The sequence below is a fragment of the Pantoea sp. SM3 genome (assembly GCF_000963995.1).
In the GTDB taxonomy this organism is placed as follows: Bacteria; Pseudomonadota; Gammaproteobacteria; order Enterobacterales; family Enterobacteriaceae; genus Pantoea; species Pantoea rwandensis_B.
Genome location: NZ_JZRD01000002.1, coordinates 43143 through 59949 on the forward strand (window position 1 = coordinate 43143; position 16807 = coordinate 59949).

A 16807-nucleotide genomic window follows, 5' to 3' on the forward strand; every position below is an offset into this window, starting at 1 on the left:
GAATGCTGGGGTGATAAGCAGGATTTATAGTGAAATATGCTGCACTTTGCAGTCGGTCTGAAAAGGGGATCCGGCAAATATTGCGACTTTAATAGCTAGAGGATCCTTAACTTCAGAATGGCAGGCATAAAAAAACCAGGCCTTAGCCTGGTTCCTTGAGCATCGCAAAGACTTACGCTTTCTCTGGCACCACGTTCAGCAGCGCAGTCAGCAGTTTCCAGTACAGACCGACGCTTTCAATGTGCACCTGCTCATCCGGTGAGTGTGGACCGGTAATGGTCGGCCCAATCGACACCATATCCATGTTCGGATACGGCTTCTTGAACAGACCACACTCCAGACCTGCGTGAATCACCTGAATGTTTGGCGTTTTGCCAAACAGCGCTTCGTAGGTTTTACGCGTCAGCGCCATCACTGGCGAATCGGCATCAGGCTGCCAGCCAGGATAACCGCCTTTCGGTGCCGTTTTCGCGCCAGCCAACTGGCCCAGTGAAGTCAGGGTTTCAACCACCCAATCTTTGCCGGTGTCGATCAGTGAACGAATCAGGCAGATGATTTCGGCATTGTCCTGATCCATGGTCACCACGCCGACGTTCAGCGAGGTTTCCACCACGCCTTTGGCCACGTCAGAGTTGCGGATCACGCCGTTCGGGGTGCTGTTCAGCAGGTTGATGAAGCGATCGCGGCTGTCGGTGGTCAGCGCCTGGCCTTGATGTGCCAGCGGCTCGGTGGTTAACGCAATGTTCTTCTCTTTAATGCCCAGCTCGTTCAGCAGCGTAGCCTGGAAATGGGCCGCAGCCGATTTCAGTGCATCCACTTTATGGCTGTCGATCGCCAGCGTGGCAAAAGCTTCGCGCGGAATCGCATTACGCAGCGTGCCGCCAGTGAACTCAATCAGACGCACATCCAGTTCCTGCGCGTAGACCGCAAAGAAACGCGCCAGCAGCTTGTTGGCGTTGCCCAGACCATGATGAATATCGGCACCGGAGTGGCCGCCTTTCAGGCCTTTCAGCGTGAGCTTCAGGGTTTCAAAGCCCGCAGGTACGGCTTCACGGTTTAATGGCAGGGTGGTGATGAAATCAATACCGCCTGCGCAACCCATGTAGATCTCACCCTCTTCTTCGGAGTCGGTGTTGATCAGGATATCGGCCTGCAGCCAGTTTGGCTGGAGACCAAATGCGCCATCCATGCCCGATTCTTCGGTCATGGTCAGCAGCACTTCCAGTGGGCCGTGGGTCAGGCTGTTATCAGCCAGCACCGCCAGCGCAGAAGCCATGCCAATACCGTTGTCAGCGCCCAACGTGGTGCCACGTGCTTTAACCCACTCGCCATCAACGTAAGGTTGAATCGGATCTTTAGTGAAGTCGTGCACCGTATCGTTGTTCTTCTGCGGCACCATATCGAGGTGCGCCTGAAGTGCAACAGGGGTACGTTTTTCCATGCCCGCAGTGGCTGGTTTACGAATCAGGATATTGCCGACCTGATCGCGCTCAACCCAAAAGCCCTGCTCTTTGGCCCAGCTCACCACGTGTTCGGCCAGCGCTTCTTCATGGTAAGAAGGGTGGGGAATGGAGCAGATTTTAGCGAAAATATCCCACAGCGGTTGGGGGGAAAGTTGCGACAATTCAGACACAATGCATCTCCTGTGTCAGCGCGGCGGACATACCGCTCGCACGCCGGGTTCCAGTGAAAGATCGCCGTCAGCACATCTGACGTGATGTGGCTGAGAATATCACTGTTTTTCACCGGGTGCGTACTCAGGCGCGCTAAAATCCTGCATCCAATGCGACAGATGCTGGTTTTTAACGCGTCAGATCCTTATAATCTCGCGCAACCTTTTCCCCCTTGCCTATTTTTAAACCAACATTGTTGGTCGGGATTTCTTTTATGAGCGAAAAATACGTCGTCACCTGGGACATGTTGCAGATCCATGCCCGTAAACTGGCCCAGCGCCTGCTTCCTGTGGAACAGTGGAAAGGTATCATTGCGGTAAGCCGCGGTGGTCTGGTTCCGGCATCGCTGCTGGCGCGTGAATTGGGTATTCGCTATGTCGATACCGTCTGCATCTCAAGCTATGACCACGATCATCAGCGCGAAATGAAAGTGCTGAAGCGTGCGGAAGGCGACGGTGAAGGTTTCATCGTGATTGATGACCTGGTGGATACCGGTGGCACCGCGCAAGCGATCCGCGATATGTATCCAAAAGCGCGTTTTTGCACCATCTTCGCTAAGCCAGCTGGCCGTGCGCTGGTGGACGACTACATTGTCGATATTCCGCAGAACACCTGGATCGAACAGCCATGGGACATGGGCGTGGTTTATATCCCGCCAATCGTCAAAAGCTGATTGATGCAACGCAAACAACGCCCGGTTATGCCGGGCGTTGTGCATTCTACGCCTCGCACCCAACATGTGGGTGCAGTACACTCTTAGGCATCTATGCGACTATCGCGGGAGAACGTCTAAGATGTCGGATAAAAACCTCAGCGAAGAGCTTTTTAAGCCCCGCTTTAAACACCCGGAAACCTCCTCTCTGGTGCATCGCCAGCATCACCACCCGGTACAGGTGCACAACACCCTGGAAGGGGATACCCAACCTTGCTGGTATCGCATGCTCAACAAACTGCTGTGGACGTGGCGCGGCCTGTCTCCGCAGGAGATCAGCGAAGTGCTGGCGCGCATCGCCATCAGTGAATACGAGCATACTGATGACACTCAACTCGATACGGTGATTGGCTATCGCGGGGGTAACTGGAACTATGAGTGGTCGAAGCAGGCCGCCTTGTGGCAACAGCGGGCGATGCAGAATGAAGATCACGAAGAAGCCGGGCATCAATGGATGCGGGCATCGAACCTCTACAGTATTGCTGCCTATCCGTATATAAAAGGCGATGATTTGGCCGATCAGGCTCAGGTACTGGCGAATCGGGCGTATGAAGAAGCGACGCAGCGATTACCGGGTGAGCTGAAAGCGCTGACTTTTCAAATCAGCGGTGGCAGCCCGGTTACCGGTTTCCTGCATATGCCTGCCGGGGCCAAAGCCCCATACCCGACCGTGCTGCTGTGCGGTGGCCTGGATTCGCTGCAAAGCGATCATTATCGCCTGTTCCACGATTATCTGGCGCCGCGTGGTATCGCCATGTTGACGCTGGATATGCCTTCAGTGGGCTTTAGTAGCAAATGGACGTTGAATCAGGACACCAGCCAGCTTCACCAGCAGGTTTTGCGTGAGCTGAGTAATGTGCCGTGGATTGATCACACGCGCGTTGCGCTGTTTGGCTATCGCTTTGGCGCCAATGTCGCCACGCGACTGGCTTATCTGGAAGTGCCGCGCCTGCGTGCGGTCGCGACATTGGGCGCGATGGTGCATAACGTGTTTGTCGATGAGCAACGCCAGCAACAACTGCCAGACATGTACATGGATATGCTGGCCAGTCGTCTGGGAATGCCTTCCGCGTCTGACAGCAACCTGCGCATTGAGCTTAATCGCTATTCATTGAAAGTGCAGGGCCTGCTGGGGCGTCGCACGCCGACGCCGATGCTGGCGGCTTACTGGCCGGGCGATTTGTTCAGCCCAGAAGAGGAGGCACAATTGATTGCCAACTCTTCCGCACAGGGCAAAGTATTGGCGATACCCGCCACGCCGGTGTTCTCCAGTTTTGAGAAAGCGTTAAATCAAATCTGTGACTGGCTAGCAAAAAAATTGGGTGTATGACTGGCAAAAATTCGACGCTCTGCTATTACTTATATCCGGGATATTTTGCGTTGCGCGCGTGATTCGCGTAACGAGAAACAATTTTACGGTTATTTGAGGGAGAATTAGCATGACGTTACCGAGTGGTCATCCCCGTAGTCGCCTGCTGAAGCGCTTCACCGAATTGGGGCCGTACATCCGTGAAGGAAAATGTGAAGAGCAGCGTTTCTTCTTTGATTGCCTGGCGGCGTGTGTCAACGTTAAACCCGCACCCGAACTCCGTGAGTTTTGGGGCTGGTGGATGACGCTGGAAGCGCACGAAGACCATTTTACCTATGAATACCACTTTGGTTTGTTTGATAAAGACGGTGACTGGGGTGTGGCGACGATCAAAGGCAAAGAGAACAACGAGAAAGTGGAGAGTACCTTGCGTAATTTCCACGAGCGTTTGAAAGCCGTGCTGCATGACCTCAAGCTGGATCTCAAACCAGCATCGGGATTTAAAGAGGAGCCGGTGAAGCTCAGTGCTTAGCCCTGCATTCCCAGAGCGTGGCTTTTAAGCCAGTCTGGTAGAGATAAAGAAGAAAGAGCCGGTGATGAGCCGGCTCTTTTTTTATAGACACATTGAGGGTAAAGCTAACTGCTTAGAACTGGTAAGTCAGACCAACAGCAACCACGTCGTCGTTGTTCAGTGACAGACGGTTGTCGTCGTTCAGCTGGTTGATTTTGTAATCAACAAAGGTAGACATGTTTTTGTTGAAGTAGTAAGTCGCGCCAACGTCGATGTATTTAACCAGGTCAGCATCGCCGATACCTTCGATATCTTTACCTTTAGTCTGTACATAACCAATGGACGGACGCAGGCCGAAGTCGAACTGGTACTGTGCAACCAATTCAATGTTCTGTGCTTTGTTAGCCGCACCCGATACAGAAGCACCTGTCACTGAGTTGGTGCCGCTGATTGGTGTCATGTTACGGGTTTCGGTGTAGATCGCTGCCAGGTAAACGCTGTTAGCGTCATACTTGATACCTGCGCCCCATGAATCCGCTTTATCACCAGAACCGTAAGCACGAGCTTGCTGCTGGTTAGTACGGTCAGAAGAGGTGATTGCAGACATCAGGCTGATGCCGGTATCGCCAATGGTGTAACCCAGTGATGCACCGTAACCGTCGCCATTCTGGCGAGAAGTATCGGTGGCGCTACCACGTGCGTTGGCGCTGGTAGAGTCGTTTTTACCCTGGTATTGCAGCGCGAAGCGCAGGCCATCAACCAGACCGAAGAAGTTGCTGTTGCGGTAAGTCGCAACACCGGTAGCACGAGCGGTCATGAAGTTATCAGTACGCGCAGTACCGTCACCACCGAATTCAGGGAATACGTCAGTCCATGCCTCAACGTCGTACAGTACGCCGTAGTTACGACCGTAGTCGAATGAACCGTACTGACCGAATTTCAGACCCGCAAAGCCCAGACGGGTTTTATTGCCTGCGTTAGCGTCAGAACCTTCAGAGTTGTTGACGTTGTACTGGTATTCCCACTGGCCGTAGCCGGTCATCAGATCGTTGATCTGGGTCTGACCTTTGAAGCCGATACGAACGTAAGATTTGTCACCGTCGTTTGAAGCGGCATCACTAAAGTAATGCTCAGCTTTAACGCGGCCGTAGAAGTCCAGTTTGTTGCCGTCTTTGTTATAAACTTCTGCGGCTTGGGCGGTGGAAGCCAGTGCCAGCGCTGATACGACTAATGCCAGTGTGCTCTTCTTCATTTGCTATCAATCCCAATGAGTAAAATTTGTTGTACCCTTGAAAGGGTTTGTAAAACAGGGGACTTTTTACCGACTGGTGATGAAAGTTTTATGACAGTTTTTCTGATTTCTTGTTAATCGCGAACTTTTGGTCTACCGCATTGTCAGGGGTTTTTTGTGCTTTTCCCCTTGCTGTTATTGGCTTCCTCGCTCACTCCTGATAAAACGTCCCTTCGCAGAATTTTTTTCTTATATGGCAGGAAAAACATGAGTGGCAGTCAGACCCTTGTGGTCAAGTTGGGTACCAGCGTCCTCACCGGCGGTTCACGTCGGCTGAATCGTGCGCACATGGTGGAGTTGGTTCGTCAGTGTGCACAACTGCATGCGGCGGGTCATCGTATCGTTATCGTCACTTCCGGCGCGATTGCCGCTGGACGCGAACACCTGGGTTACCCCGAACTGCCGCCTACCATCGCCTCAAAGCAGCTGCTGGCTGCGGTGGGGCAGAGCCGTCTGATTCAGCTGTGGGAGCAACTGTTCTCGATTTACGGCATTCATATCGGGCAGATGTTGCTGACTCGTGCGGATATGGAAGATCGTGAACGCTTCCTCTACGCACGTGACATGCTGCGTGCGTTGCTCGACAACCATATCGTGCCGGTGATTAACGAGAACGATGCTGTTGCTACCGCTGAAATTAAAGTGGGCGATAACGATAACCTGTCTGCGCTGGCGGCGATGCTCGGCGGTGCGGATAAACTGCTGCTGCTGACCGATCAACAAGGCCTGTTCACCGCCGATCCGCGCACCAATCCCGAAGCCAAGCTGATCAGCGATGTGCACCAGATTGATGACGCATTGCGCACGTTAGCCGGAGGCAGTGTTTCTGGCCTCGGCACCGGCGGCATGGCGACTAAACTGCAGGCGGCTGATGTGGCCTGCCGTGCCGGTATCGACGTGATCATCGCGGCAGGCAGCCGCCCGGATGTGATCAGCGATGTACTGTATGGCAAGCCGGTTGGCACCCGCTTCCACGCACAGCAATCACCGCTGGAAAACCGCAAGCGCTGGATCTTCGGTGCCCCACCTGCCGGTGAAATCACCATTGATGATGGTGCACTGGCTGCGGTATTAGAGCGCGGCAGTTCACTGCTGCCGAAAGGCGTACGTGAAGTGCAGGGCAACTTCTCTCGGGGTGAAGTGATCCGCATTCGTAACCTGCAAGGTCGTGATATCGCCCACGGCGTGACGCGCTACAACAGCGATGCCATGCGCATGATTGCCGGTCATCACAGTCAGGAAATTGGCGATATCCTCGGTTACGAATATGGCCCGGTTGCGGTGCATCGTGACGACATGATCGTCAGTTAAGGAGCAGATGATGTTAGAAGAAATGGGTAAAGCGGCGCGTGCAGCCTCGTACAAACTGGCAGAACTCTCCACCGAACAAAAAAATCAGGTGCTGCTGACGATTGCCGATCGTCTGGAAGCGGAAAGCGCCGACATTCTGGCGGCGAACGAGCAGGATTTGGCCGATGCGCGACAGAATGGCATGAGCGCGGCATTGCTGGATCGCCTGACACTCAATCCGCAGCGTCTGAAAGGTATCGCTGACGATGTGCGTCAGGTGTGCCGTTTGGCCGATCCGGTCGGTCAGTTGATCGATGGCGGCGTGCTGGACAGCGGTTTACGTATTGAACGTCGCCGCGTGCCATTGGGCGTGATTGGGGTGATTTATGAAGCGCGTCCTAACGTCACCGTGGATGTGGCTTCTCTGTGCCTGAAAACCGGCAATGCGGCGATTCTGCGCGGCGGTAAAGAGACCTATCGCACCAACGCGGCCACCGTTCGCGTGATCCAAAACGCGCTGAGCGAGCATGGCCTGCCCAAAGGGGCTGTGCAGGCGATTGAAAACCCGGATCGCGAGTTGGTTAACCAACTGCTGAAACTCGATCGCTATGTCGATATGTTGATTCCACGTGGCGGCGCAGGGTTGCACAAGCTGTGTCGTGAAAACTCGACCATTCCGGTGATCACTGGCGGTATTGGCGTGTGTCATCTCTATCTCGATGAAACCATGGATATTGAGCCCGCGCTGGAGGTGATTGTTAATGCGAAGAAACAGCGTCCGAGCGCCTGTAATTCATTGGAAACCTTGCTGATTCACCGCGATCAAGCTGAACGCTTTATTCCTGCATTTTTACAGCGGATGGCGCAGGAAAATATCCCGCTGCACGGCGATGCAAATGTCCTGCCGCTGCTGCAAAACGGTCCGGCCAGCGTCGTGGCAGTGCAAGCCGAACAGTATGATGATGAGTGGTTATCCAACGATCTCAACGTCAAGCTGGTGGCGGATCTCGACGATGCGGTTGCCCATATTCGCGAGCACGGTACCCAACACTCGGATGGCATCCTGACGCGCAGCATTGGCAATGCCAATCGCTTTGTGAATCAGGTTGATTCCTCCGCCGTCTATGTGAATGCCAGCACGCGCTTCACCGATGGGGGGCAGTTCGGTCTGGGCGCGGAAGTGGCGGTCAGTACGCAGAAGCTGCATGCGCGCGGTCCAATGGGGCTGGAAGCACTCACCACTTACAAGTGGATTGGCTGGGGCGACGATACGCTGCGCGGCTAATTTTCACTTCTGCAACACAATGGGCACCGCAAGGGTGCCCATTTTTTTTGCTTCCGATCCAATTATTCCCAGAGCTTTTTGATTTATTTCTGTCATCTATGGCGCCGCCGCGCCTTTTCGCCCATTTTTGGTTTTAACGGCTGGTATCAGCGTCACAGAACAATCCTGAAAACCCCTGTCAGAACAAGCTGTCGGGCATTCATTACTGGTTTCCACCTCGCCGAAGGGGATAATGATCATCCAGCTTCATTGATAAAAGCTGTTGGGTAGTAAACTGACGGTAATATAAAATGAACTGGTAGCAAAAATGAAAATAACATTCAGTCTTTAACTGATGGCAGATTATTAACTGATGGTTAAAAAAGAGAGTAACAGACAAGCTTTTACTGCCAGGCTGATTGCCGCGTGTGACAGCGCGGGAATTGTCGGACATGGACGGAACAAACAGGTTGCACAGGCACTGCAGGAAAGGGGATGCAGGATCTCAACACCGGGGGTCTGGAAATGGTTCAACGCGCAATCGATTCCAGATGACAGCAATTTACTGGCGCTCAGCCAGTTACTGGACGTGCGCGTAGAATGGCTGCAGTTTGGCATGGAAAAACCCGCTGCCACGATCGGCCAGCAGACGTTAATGGATCCACAACATCTGTTCCGCGTTGAAAGTCTGGATATTGGGCAGCGTAGCGCTCAGGGCATTGCTGCGCGTGATGATCTGGTCGAAACCATTCAGGCGATCGAGTATGGGCTGGATGAGGCGCGCGTGCTGTTTAGCGGTCGTCCGGCAGAGAACATCCGACTCATCGCGCTGAACAATGATTCCATGGCTGGTACCTTTGCGCCGCGCGATCAGCTGTTTGTGGATATCAGCGTGCACCGCTTTGACGGCGACGGGATTTACCTGTTCACGCTTGACGATCAACTTTATCTCAAACGTCTGCAGCTGCAGCACAGAAAGGTCGCGGTGATCTCTGACAACAAGCGCTATGAGACCTGGTACCTGACGCTGGATGAGGCGGCCTCATTGCAGGTGGTAGCGCGTGTCATCATGAGCCAGGCCCGCGATTACCAGATTTTAGGTTGATCACAAAACGTATTGAGTGGGTAAAAAAATAATCTGGCTGAAATCATAAATTTAACTGACGGTAAATAAAAAATTAACTGTTGGTGTTTGCCAATGCATTAGAACCTGTTAATAATTTGACCATGGAAGGACGACATCACTGCTCCCGGATGAGCCCGCTCTTAAACAATTGAGGCGCTGCACAAGCGCGATACCCACCACCCAAAGTCAGTGAATTTTGGGATGGGGTGGATGCGCATTATGCAGCGTCGTCAGCTCTCTTCTGACTTCACTCTCCTCTGCTTTTCCCTGGCCGCGAACGCAGCCGGGCGGGTCGATGTCGAGTGTTTGCAGTGGAATAGCGGACGCTTCGGCTTCAGCCGACACGCCGCGCCTGCCACCCCATCGCCAAAAACTCATTCACAGGAGGAGTTATGGCGATTATCCAGTATGGCAAGTCAGTCTTCACCGGGAACGCGCGCACCCGTCGTCACCGACGCCGCCAGCCACTTAGCCGCCTGAAGCGCAGTATCGACTGCGCCTTAGGTCTTGAGCCCGATAACCCAACCCTGCGTAGCGCAGAACGCATCTGCCAGCGCCAGACGCAATCGCGAGTCGACTGTGCGGTAATGGCACCTACACGAAGTCAGGCCGAAAGTGCCAGCTTCGATAACTGCTGTCTTCCCCACGTCCATTTGTACGCCGTGCGCTAAATCCTTGTCATATTTCCCAGCTTTAAGCGGAACGTTTCGTTACTGCTCACTGTTTAGCCTCGCTTGAGCGTAGCGCGGATAACGCGCGGCATATCAACAGGGAATAGATCAGTGAGATTTATGTTTTGGAGTCTTTGCGCAGTCATTTTTACATCGTTGCGCCCGTCAAAGAGGAATTGCTATGAGCCAGATTATTGCCATTTTGAATTTTGAAGAGGGCTACCGCGAGGCGCCCTACCTTGATACGCAAGGGTTTCCTACCGTGGCCGGCGGTATCCGCATCGGACCAAAAGGAGCCTCACTCAGCAACTACATCTTCCAGGTCCCGCGACGAGTGGGGGATGTATGGAAGCAGTGCATTGTGGAAAACAAAGTGCTGGAGATGAACCAGCGTGCTCTGGTGCAGCAAGCGCTAAGCAAGTGCAGTGAGGCGCGCTGTGATGTGCTGATCAGCATGGCATATCAATTGGGCGTCGATGGATTGTCCCTGTTTCGCGGCATGCTGAGCGCCATCACGCAGGGGGACTTTAACGGCGCCGCCAATGCCATGCTCGACAGCTTGTGGGCACGGCAAACGCCCGGGCGAGCACGGCGTCACGCAGAGGTGATGCGCAGTGGCAGCTACGACATTTATCGGGGGCTGTTATGAACATGAGATGGACGGTGTTTGTCATCGCGGTGCTGACAGCAGTGATTGTGCTGTTGTTGCTCCAGCGTTTTACCACGCTGGAGTTCGTCAAGCACGCACGATTATTGTTCAAAACCTGGTCAGTGTGGCTGGCCTCATTGGGATCGATGCTCAGTGCCTGGGCGCAATCCTTTCCTTCATCCGCGCTGGATGCCTGGAATGCACTGCCTCAGGACATCAAAGACATTCTTCCTCACAACTACCTCGGGTTGATTGGTGCCTTCATGGTGGCGATGGGGGTTCTGGCGCAGTTTGTTCGGCAGAAAAACCTGATTGAACAGCGCAAAACGCTGGAGGAGAAACCATGACGCTTATCACTTCACTGCTTGGCGGCAGCTGGCACTGGCTGGCTGCGTTGACGGGCATTGTTGCGGCACTGGTGGCCAGCTACTTCGGTGGCAGAAAGATTGGCAAGGTGCAGCAACAAGCCAAATCAGAGGTGGAATCCGCAAACAAAGCGGCCGTGCAGGCTGTCGCGGTTAACCAGCAGCAACAACAGTTGCGCGAGGAGGCTAAACGTGTGGAAGCCAGCAATCTTAACCTTGATGACGCTGCTGCTCGCGACAAGCTGCAGCACTCGAAATACAACCAGCCCTGAATCCCCCGTCGTTATCGACTCTGCGTGTACGCTTTTTTCCCCGATTTACACCCACGGCCATGACGCCGAGCGCATGGATGTACGCACCGTGCGCGCCATCAACAACCACAACGATCTCTGGGATCAGCACTGCGGCCGATTGGCGCAGTAACGCCGTTCCCACACTTGCATTGCAAACCTGAAAAGGCCGAGGAGGCTATGATGATCGAAGTTAATTCATTTGCAGAACTGCGCACCACCACGCCGACTAAAAATGGCGATCTGGCGTTTTTGCGCCGCTACAACGCGGACTCCACCTTCCATGGAGGCGGTGACTTCACCGGTTTTATTGGCACCACCACCGCGACAGACGATGGCGGTACCTTAGCCATTGGTAATGGCTTCTACTGGAAACGCGTGATTAACGATCCTTCTGACGTGAACGTCTATCACTTTGGTGCCAAAGGAGACGGTTATGCCAATGACACGGACGCGGTTAATCGCATGCTAACCTGGACGCAGAATTACAGCGGTAATATTAAGGACCTGCCGATTCGTTTTCCCGGCGGGAAGTTTTTGATCAGTCCAATTGATATCAGCGGCACCGATAACGCCTTCTTTGGCCTGCAGGGTGATGATGTTGAGCTGGGGTCACTGCCGCGTACCACGATTATCTCGGATAAGAGTGCAAACCCGGTATTCAAGGTGAAGGCGCGCCGCACCTCGATTCGCGGCATTGCCTGGAATGGTCAGGCCTCGGCCGACATCACCACCAACAAAGGCACCATCACTGCCGATATGTGCAGCAACGTCCAGCCGTTCTTCGAAAATACCTGTATCGAAGGCACCACGGTAAACATCTACTGTTTCCGCGCACAGAATAACGGCGGCACGGTGATTAAAGTGCTGGACACGCTGGACAGCAAATTTGACCAGATTTATACCCTCTACACCTATGCGCGCGTCTTCGATGTGGGCTGGTCAAATTCACCCAACGGTGTATGGGATCACTCTACCGCGATTGAGATTTGTAACTGTAACTTCCAGACGGGTTATGGTGACGCCACGTTGTATATGCCGCGTTGTACACAGGGGATTTTGCGCAATGTGTGGATCGAGCACACGCGTAATCCAGGGGACTTGTCGGATGGTGGCTGGACCATTGACACGCTCAATATCGAGGATTGCGGCAATCCTTTCAATCTCAATAATGCGCGCGTGGTGATGCGTCAAATCAACCTGCAATCCGGCGCGAAAGTGTCGAACGATCTGGTTGCCGGCAGATGGCTCTCCACCTTCGAATATGGCTATCGCCGTGACGAGAGTTACGGCAGTTTCCTGACCGGATCGTTACGTGCCGGCTATTATAGCGGCTACAAAATCACCAATAACACTTCAACCGACAACTGGTATCGCCTGGGGCAGTTGTTCTTCCCCAATGCGAACCAGCAGTGGGTGATGGAGTTTATTGGTAAAGCCGATGCCACCCAGCCCACCGGTACCGCCGGCACCCCGGTTAACGTGGCCAGTAGCGGCAAAACCTGGATCAATTTGCAACGGCTGGATACGGTGTGGGCGGATGCCTTTCATATGGGGCAGCCCGCCATCCTGGATATGCGTTACGGCCGTGTCGGCACCACTTATGCCGTGGTGTGGGTGAAGCTGAAAGCCAACAGTGGCGACACGATGCTGAACCTGAAAAATACCGGCCCGACGCGATTCGATAGCGGTTCCTGCTCGCTGTTCCAGTCCGATCTGTCGGTCGTTACCGATACCACCACCATGGGCACATTGAAGCCAGCCGCTCGCTTTGGCATGCACAATGGGCTGGCGGGGATTGGTGCCAATGAGAAGGGCGTGCTGACGGTAGCCACCGCAGCCGGAACGCCAACCAATAAAACCACGCCAACCGGCTTTGTGCTGGTGAATATCAACGGCGTTGACCGTAAATTGCCTTACTACGACTGAAATCCAACCTATCTGGCGAGGCTGCGGCCTCGCCTTTTTTTTTGATCAAAATGCACACTGTGCAGTTCAGTTGCGTCGTCTCTTTAAAAAAACGAGCCTGTCAGCCGCACAGGATAGCGATTTGCTCATATGGAAGGTGTTAACTCTCTTTTTATTTTCGTTAATGCGCACAAAAAACGTGAATTTGACAGGTGTGTGGTTTTTAGTACGGCACAAGGTAAAAGATGGCTCAATTTATCAGATCCGTTCTTATCTCAAGATTCATTACAGTTTAATTTACTCAGTTAATTAGCAGGTTAACTTATAGAACAAGGTGTTAGCGAAGTATGGCCTTGTCAGTCCATTTCTATCTTATTATTCCTGACAGTATTTGACTGCCGCCTTAATCAGTTTTCTGAAAACCGATTCATCCGCGCTAATCTTTTCCCTTCTACGATATCTCATTTCCAGCTAAGTAAATTCCGTATTGGCCTCCAGGCCATTGACCTCATCGCCTTGTCTGGTGAGAATGCGATTAAAAGTTTGAATCAGATCGCAAAATTAGGGCCCTGAGCCCATTGCAACACGGCTGCGAAAGCCATGTTGAATTAACGCCACTTGCCATTATCGAACGGCGAAAGACGCATCGAGATAATAAAATGGCAGGGCATACAGCAAAATCGTTAATGTCGTCACGTTCGTTGAGAAGGCCGTCTTTAGATGCACCTTTTCAATCCCGGTCGGCATTTCTTGTGGTGCAAAAAAATTCAGTAGGCTGCACCCGTTTTAATCATATGAATGGCATGTTGATAATTGGCGTTTCTTATTGATGTCACGGTGATTGCACTAAGCGTCATCTTGCTTTCAAAATAAGATTTCATATAACTGCATGATATTTAACTGAACTCGTCTGAGTGCAGTGCGGTTTCTTTGCGCCAAAAATAGCCCGTAGCAGGTAGTCAGTACACTGGTAGCTGTAAGCCAGGGGCGGTAGCCTGCGCTTTTCGTTAAATGAATGAATAATAAAATTGCACGATTTGGTTAGCGATAATCTTATTTAGCCCACCGTTTTATGAGCGTTTAAAGGCCGGTAATTCCTGCCTGAGGAAACTCCTAAATATATCAAAGTTAATGTTAAGCCGGACGAAAGGGACGTGAAGTTTGGCTTAGCCATGAATCTCACTGAGGTTGATCTGTGAAAGATAAATTAAAAAATTCGATGTGGATGATTGCTGAAAAACTCATCGCGGTGTTTGGTCTGATTTTTGTGACGTCCTATGTCGCGAAATATGTTGGACCGACCACCTTCGGCATTATCTCACTCTCCATGCTGGTGTTTCAGTTTATTCAGTCGATCGCCGTTATGGGCAGCGATGTGATTTTGCTGAAGCGTATTTCGCAAAATCGTCATTCAGGTATTCGCCTGATGATGGCGACTTTTCTGCTGGTGATGCTGATTTACTGCGGTTTAGCGCTCAGCGGCATGGTGATCATGGGAGAGGCGTGGAGCCGTGAAGCGCTGGTATTTATCTGCGCAGCGGCGATTGCCTGTCTGTTCTCGTCGATTGATCTGGTCAATATCTACAACGAGGCCATGCTCAACGCCCGACTCAATGTGATCGCCAATGTGATTGGCCTCGCAATCAGTCTGTCAGTGCGCTTCATTATTTCATATCTGCAGCTGGATCCTCAGTTTCTGGCGATCCCCATTGTGCTGGCCACATTGCTGCCGTTCAGCATCAAGCTGGCGATCTTCTGGCGCTATCATCGCCAGGGGCCGATCCCGGCGCTGCGCCACATCAAAAAGTATTCGCGCTACATGGTGGCATCCGGCATTTCGCTGGTGTTCTCGGTGATCGCCATCGCGATTTATACCCGCGTCAATCAACTCAGCGTTTCGTATTTCCTCGGCGTAAAAGAGGCGGGGATATTTGCTGTCGCCATGACGCTGGCAACCTCATGGGTGTTTTTACCTAATGCCTTGTTGGCCTCATTTTTTCCGGCGTTCTTTGCCGAGCGTGATGATGAGCAGTCAATTATCAAAGCGCAAAAACTGCATCTGCTGGTGCTGGGAGTATCCGCCATCGTGATCATGGCGATATGGCAACTCTCGGGCTGGTTTATCCGTGATTTTTACGGCGAGGCGTATCTCGATGCCATCGCGCCGACGCTGTTGCTCAGTGTGGGTGCGATGTGTGGTGTGCTCAGCAGCTTAATGGACCGTTTTATTATTAAGTACAACGGTTATCGCTTTTTAGTGAAAAAGACCTTTGCGGTATTAATTATCTGCCTGGCATCGTCCATTTTATTGGTGCCACTTTTGGGTTTAACCGGCGCTGCCCTCAGCGTGGTATTAACCGAATTCCTCTCTTTCTCGCTGCTTAATTATTTCTTCACTGCGCAACCGGTGATGCGTATTCATCAGATTTTTTTCAACCCCAGGAAACTATGGCAGTTATTTGTCAATTACAAAACCTCAGACAGTAAAGAGAGTTTATCATGAATGAAAAACCACTTTTCAGTATTATTATTCCCGTCTATAACTCACAAAAAACCATCAAGCGGACATTGCTGAGTGTGCTTAATCAGACATTCAGTAATTATGAAATTGTGGTGGTCAATGATGGTAGCACTGATTCAACCCTAAACGTACTGGAGGAGTTTTCACGTTATTCTCAGGTCACGGTGATCAACCAAAGGAACGCCGGTGTCAGCGCGGCTCGCAATAGCGGGTTGCAGCAGGCCAGTGGGGAATATGTTCTGTTCCTCGATGCAGATGATTGGGTGGATGATGATTTCCTGATGATCTTCAAACAGAATCTGGAGGCATGGCCAACGGAGTCGATAGATCTGATGGTAGGCAACCTCAACGACGGTCGCGTGGGCAAGGTCTCTCGGGCTGGCTTCTTCAGCAATGAGGATATTCCTTATGTGCTCGGTGAGCTGGAGATGAGCGATAACATCGGTTATTTGCATAACAAGTGTTATCGCCGCCAGATACTGAGTGAGCTGAATCTGCGCTTTATTGAGGGGATCTCGATGAGTGAGGACCTGTTATTTAACCTCAAATTCTTCAGCTGTATTAGCAATTTTCTGGTCACTCAGGGAACGCCCTACCATTATGAAGATGTTGCCGGTTCATTATCCAAGCAAAAGGTTCATTACAGCGAGCTTAAAGTCAGGAAACAGTTTCTGACCACGCTGTATGATTCTATCGTTGAGAAATATCAGGGAAGCAATCTCGATTACCTGTTAAAAGGCATTTCAAAACGCGTGCTGGCGTTAGACATGCAAATTGTCACAGCGATGTATCATTCGTCGTTTTCACCTGCGGATATCGCGCAGGAAATTAATGAAATAAAGCGGGGGAAATACTCGAAAGGGATTTTCATTCTGCTAAATAAAAATGAAAAACTGAAGTACATGATTATGAATTTGAATACTATCACAGCGTACTATTTCCTTTATGCACTCTACAGAATGCGCGCATTCTGATTTGAAATTCCCCCGGGATTATTCTCTGTCATTGTCTGCTGCGGATATTTCTCAGAATACCGAGTGGAACGATGGCTTCGCCAGAGAGCAGTTGCCGGGGGAGTTTCACCTTTCTCTACTGCAGTCCCTGTGGCAACGGTTCGCCGTTGCCACATTTTCCCTGCCAGCACGACCCGCCTTTCACTCCTCGCTGTCTCGCACATGATTCTCCTGTTAATACCCTGGGCAGTCGGCCATTCGAGCCCGACAAATC

General features: G+C 52.0%; 15 protein-coding genes. 13 read left to right on the plus strand and 2 right to left on the minus strand.

What is annotated here, in order from left to right:
• Positions 1-172: 172 nt before the first annotated feature.
• The gene (gene pepD, locus VI01_RS01250; protein WP_045813724.1) at positions 173-1633 is read right to left on the minus strand and encodes a beta-Ala-His dipeptidase; all 1461 of its coding nucleotides are present in this window, start codon (positions 1631-1633) and stop codon (positions 173-175) included.
• Between the two features lie 254 nt (positions 1634-1887).
• Here pepD and gpt point away from each other — a divergent pair, with 254 nt between their 5' ends.
• The 3 genes from gpt to crl all read left to right on the plus strand — a co-directional run bounded on the left by gpt (position 1888) and on the right by crl (position 4226).
• Positions 1888-2346, plus strand: coding sequence for a xanthine phosphoribosyltransferase (gene gpt, locus VI01_RS01255; protein ID WP_007887137.1), 459 nt, complete (start codon positions 1888-1890; stop codon positions 2344-2346).
• A gap of 121 nt (positions 2347-2467) precedes the next feature.
• The gene (frsA, locus tag VI01_RS01260) at positions 2468-3715 is read left to right on the plus strand and encodes an esterase FrsA (RefSeq protein WP_045813725.1); all 1248 of its coding nucleotides are present in this window, start codon (positions 2468-2470) and stop codon (positions 3713-3715) included.
• A 109-nt stretch (positions 3716-3824) separates the two neighbouring features.
• Positions 3825-4226, plus strand: a complete 402-nt coding sequence (gene crl / locus VI01_RS01265; RefSeq protein WP_038648758.1) for a sigma factor-binding protein Crl — start codon at positions 3825-3827, stop codon at positions 4224-4226.
• A 112-nt stretch (positions 4227-4338) separates the two neighbouring features.
• Here the strand turns inward: crl and ompC are convergent, their stop codons facing one another.
• Positions 4339-5457, minus strand: a complete 1119-nt coding sequence (gene ompC, locus VI01_RS01270; RefSeq protein ID WP_045813726.1) for a porin OmpC — start codon at positions 5455-5457, stop codon at positions 4339-4341.
• A gap of 246 nt (positions 5458-5703) precedes the next feature.
• On the opposite strand from ompC, the gene proB reads away from it, so the two are divergent.
• The 10 genes from proB (at position 5704) to VI01_RS01315 (ending at position 16554) form a co-directional block, all read left to right on the plus strand.
• Positions 5704-6807, plus strand: coding sequence for a glutamate 5-kinase (proB, locus tag VI01_RS01275; RefSeq protein WP_045813727.1), 1104 nt, complete (start codon positions 5704-5706; stop codon positions 6805-6807).
• Between the two features lie 10 nt (positions 6808-6817).
• The gene (gene proA, locus VI01_RS01280; RefSeq protein ID WP_038648750.1) at positions 6818-8071 is read left to right on the plus strand and encodes a glutamate-5-semialdehyde dehydrogenase; all 1254 of its coding nucleotides are present in this window, start codon (positions 6818-6820) and stop codon (positions 8069-8071) included.
• Positions 8072-8423: 352 nt separating this feature from the next.
• On the plus strand, positions 8424-9155 hold the full coding sequence (locus VI01_RS01285) for a S24 family peptidase (protein WP_038648747.1): 732 nt from the start codon (positions 8424-8426) through the stop codon (positions 9153-9155).
• A 413-nt stretch (positions 9156-9568) separates the two neighbouring features.
• A complete protein-coding gene (locus VI01_RS24605; RefSeq protein ID WP_075564062.1) occupies positions 9569-9847 on the plus strand; it encodes a hypothetical protein in 279 nt (92 codons plus the stop codon).
• Positions 9848-10028: 181 nt separating this feature from the next.
• Complete coding sequence (locus VI01_RS01290; RefSeq protein ID WP_034825324.1) at positions 10029-10496, plus strand: hypothetical protein; 468 nt, start codon at positions 10029-10031, stop codon at positions 10494-10496.
• 2 nt (positions 10497-10498) lie between these two features.
• Positions 10499-10843: a hypothetical protein gene (locus tag VI01_RS01295; protein WP_197079554.1), complete on the plus strand. Its 345-nt coding sequence runs from the start codon at positions 10499-10501 to the stop codon at positions 10841-10843.
• Positions 10840-11133 carry a hypothetical protein gene (locus tag VI01_RS01300; RefSeq protein ID WP_045813729.1) on the plus strand — a complete coding sequence of 98 codons (294 nt, stop codon included), beginning with the start codon at positions 10840-10842 and terminating at the stop codon, positions 11131-11133. The genes VI01_RS01295 and VI01_RS01300 overlap by 4 nt, the downstream gene beginning before the upstream one ends.
• Before the next feature lie 201 nt (positions 11134-11334).
• Positions 11335-13080, plus strand: coding sequence for an amylovoran biosynthesis protein AmsF (locus VI01_RS01305; RefSeq protein WP_045813730.1), 1746 nt, complete (start codon positions 11335-11337; stop codon positions 13078-13080).
• A gap of 1174 nt (positions 13081-14254) precedes the next feature.
• The gene (locus VI01_RS01310) at positions 14255-15562 is read left to right on the plus strand and encodes an oligosaccharide flippase family protein (protein WP_045813731.1); all 1308 of its coding nucleotides are present in this window, start codon (positions 14255-14257) and stop codon (positions 15560-15562) included.
• Complete coding sequence (locus VI01_RS01315; protein WP_038648733.1) at positions 15559-16554, plus strand: glycosyltransferase family A protein; 996 nt, start codon at positions 15559-15561, stop codon at positions 16552-16554. Before VI01_RS01310 ends, VI01_RS01315 begins: the two co-directional genes overlap by 4 nt.
• Positions 16555-16807: the final 253 nt, after the last annotated feature.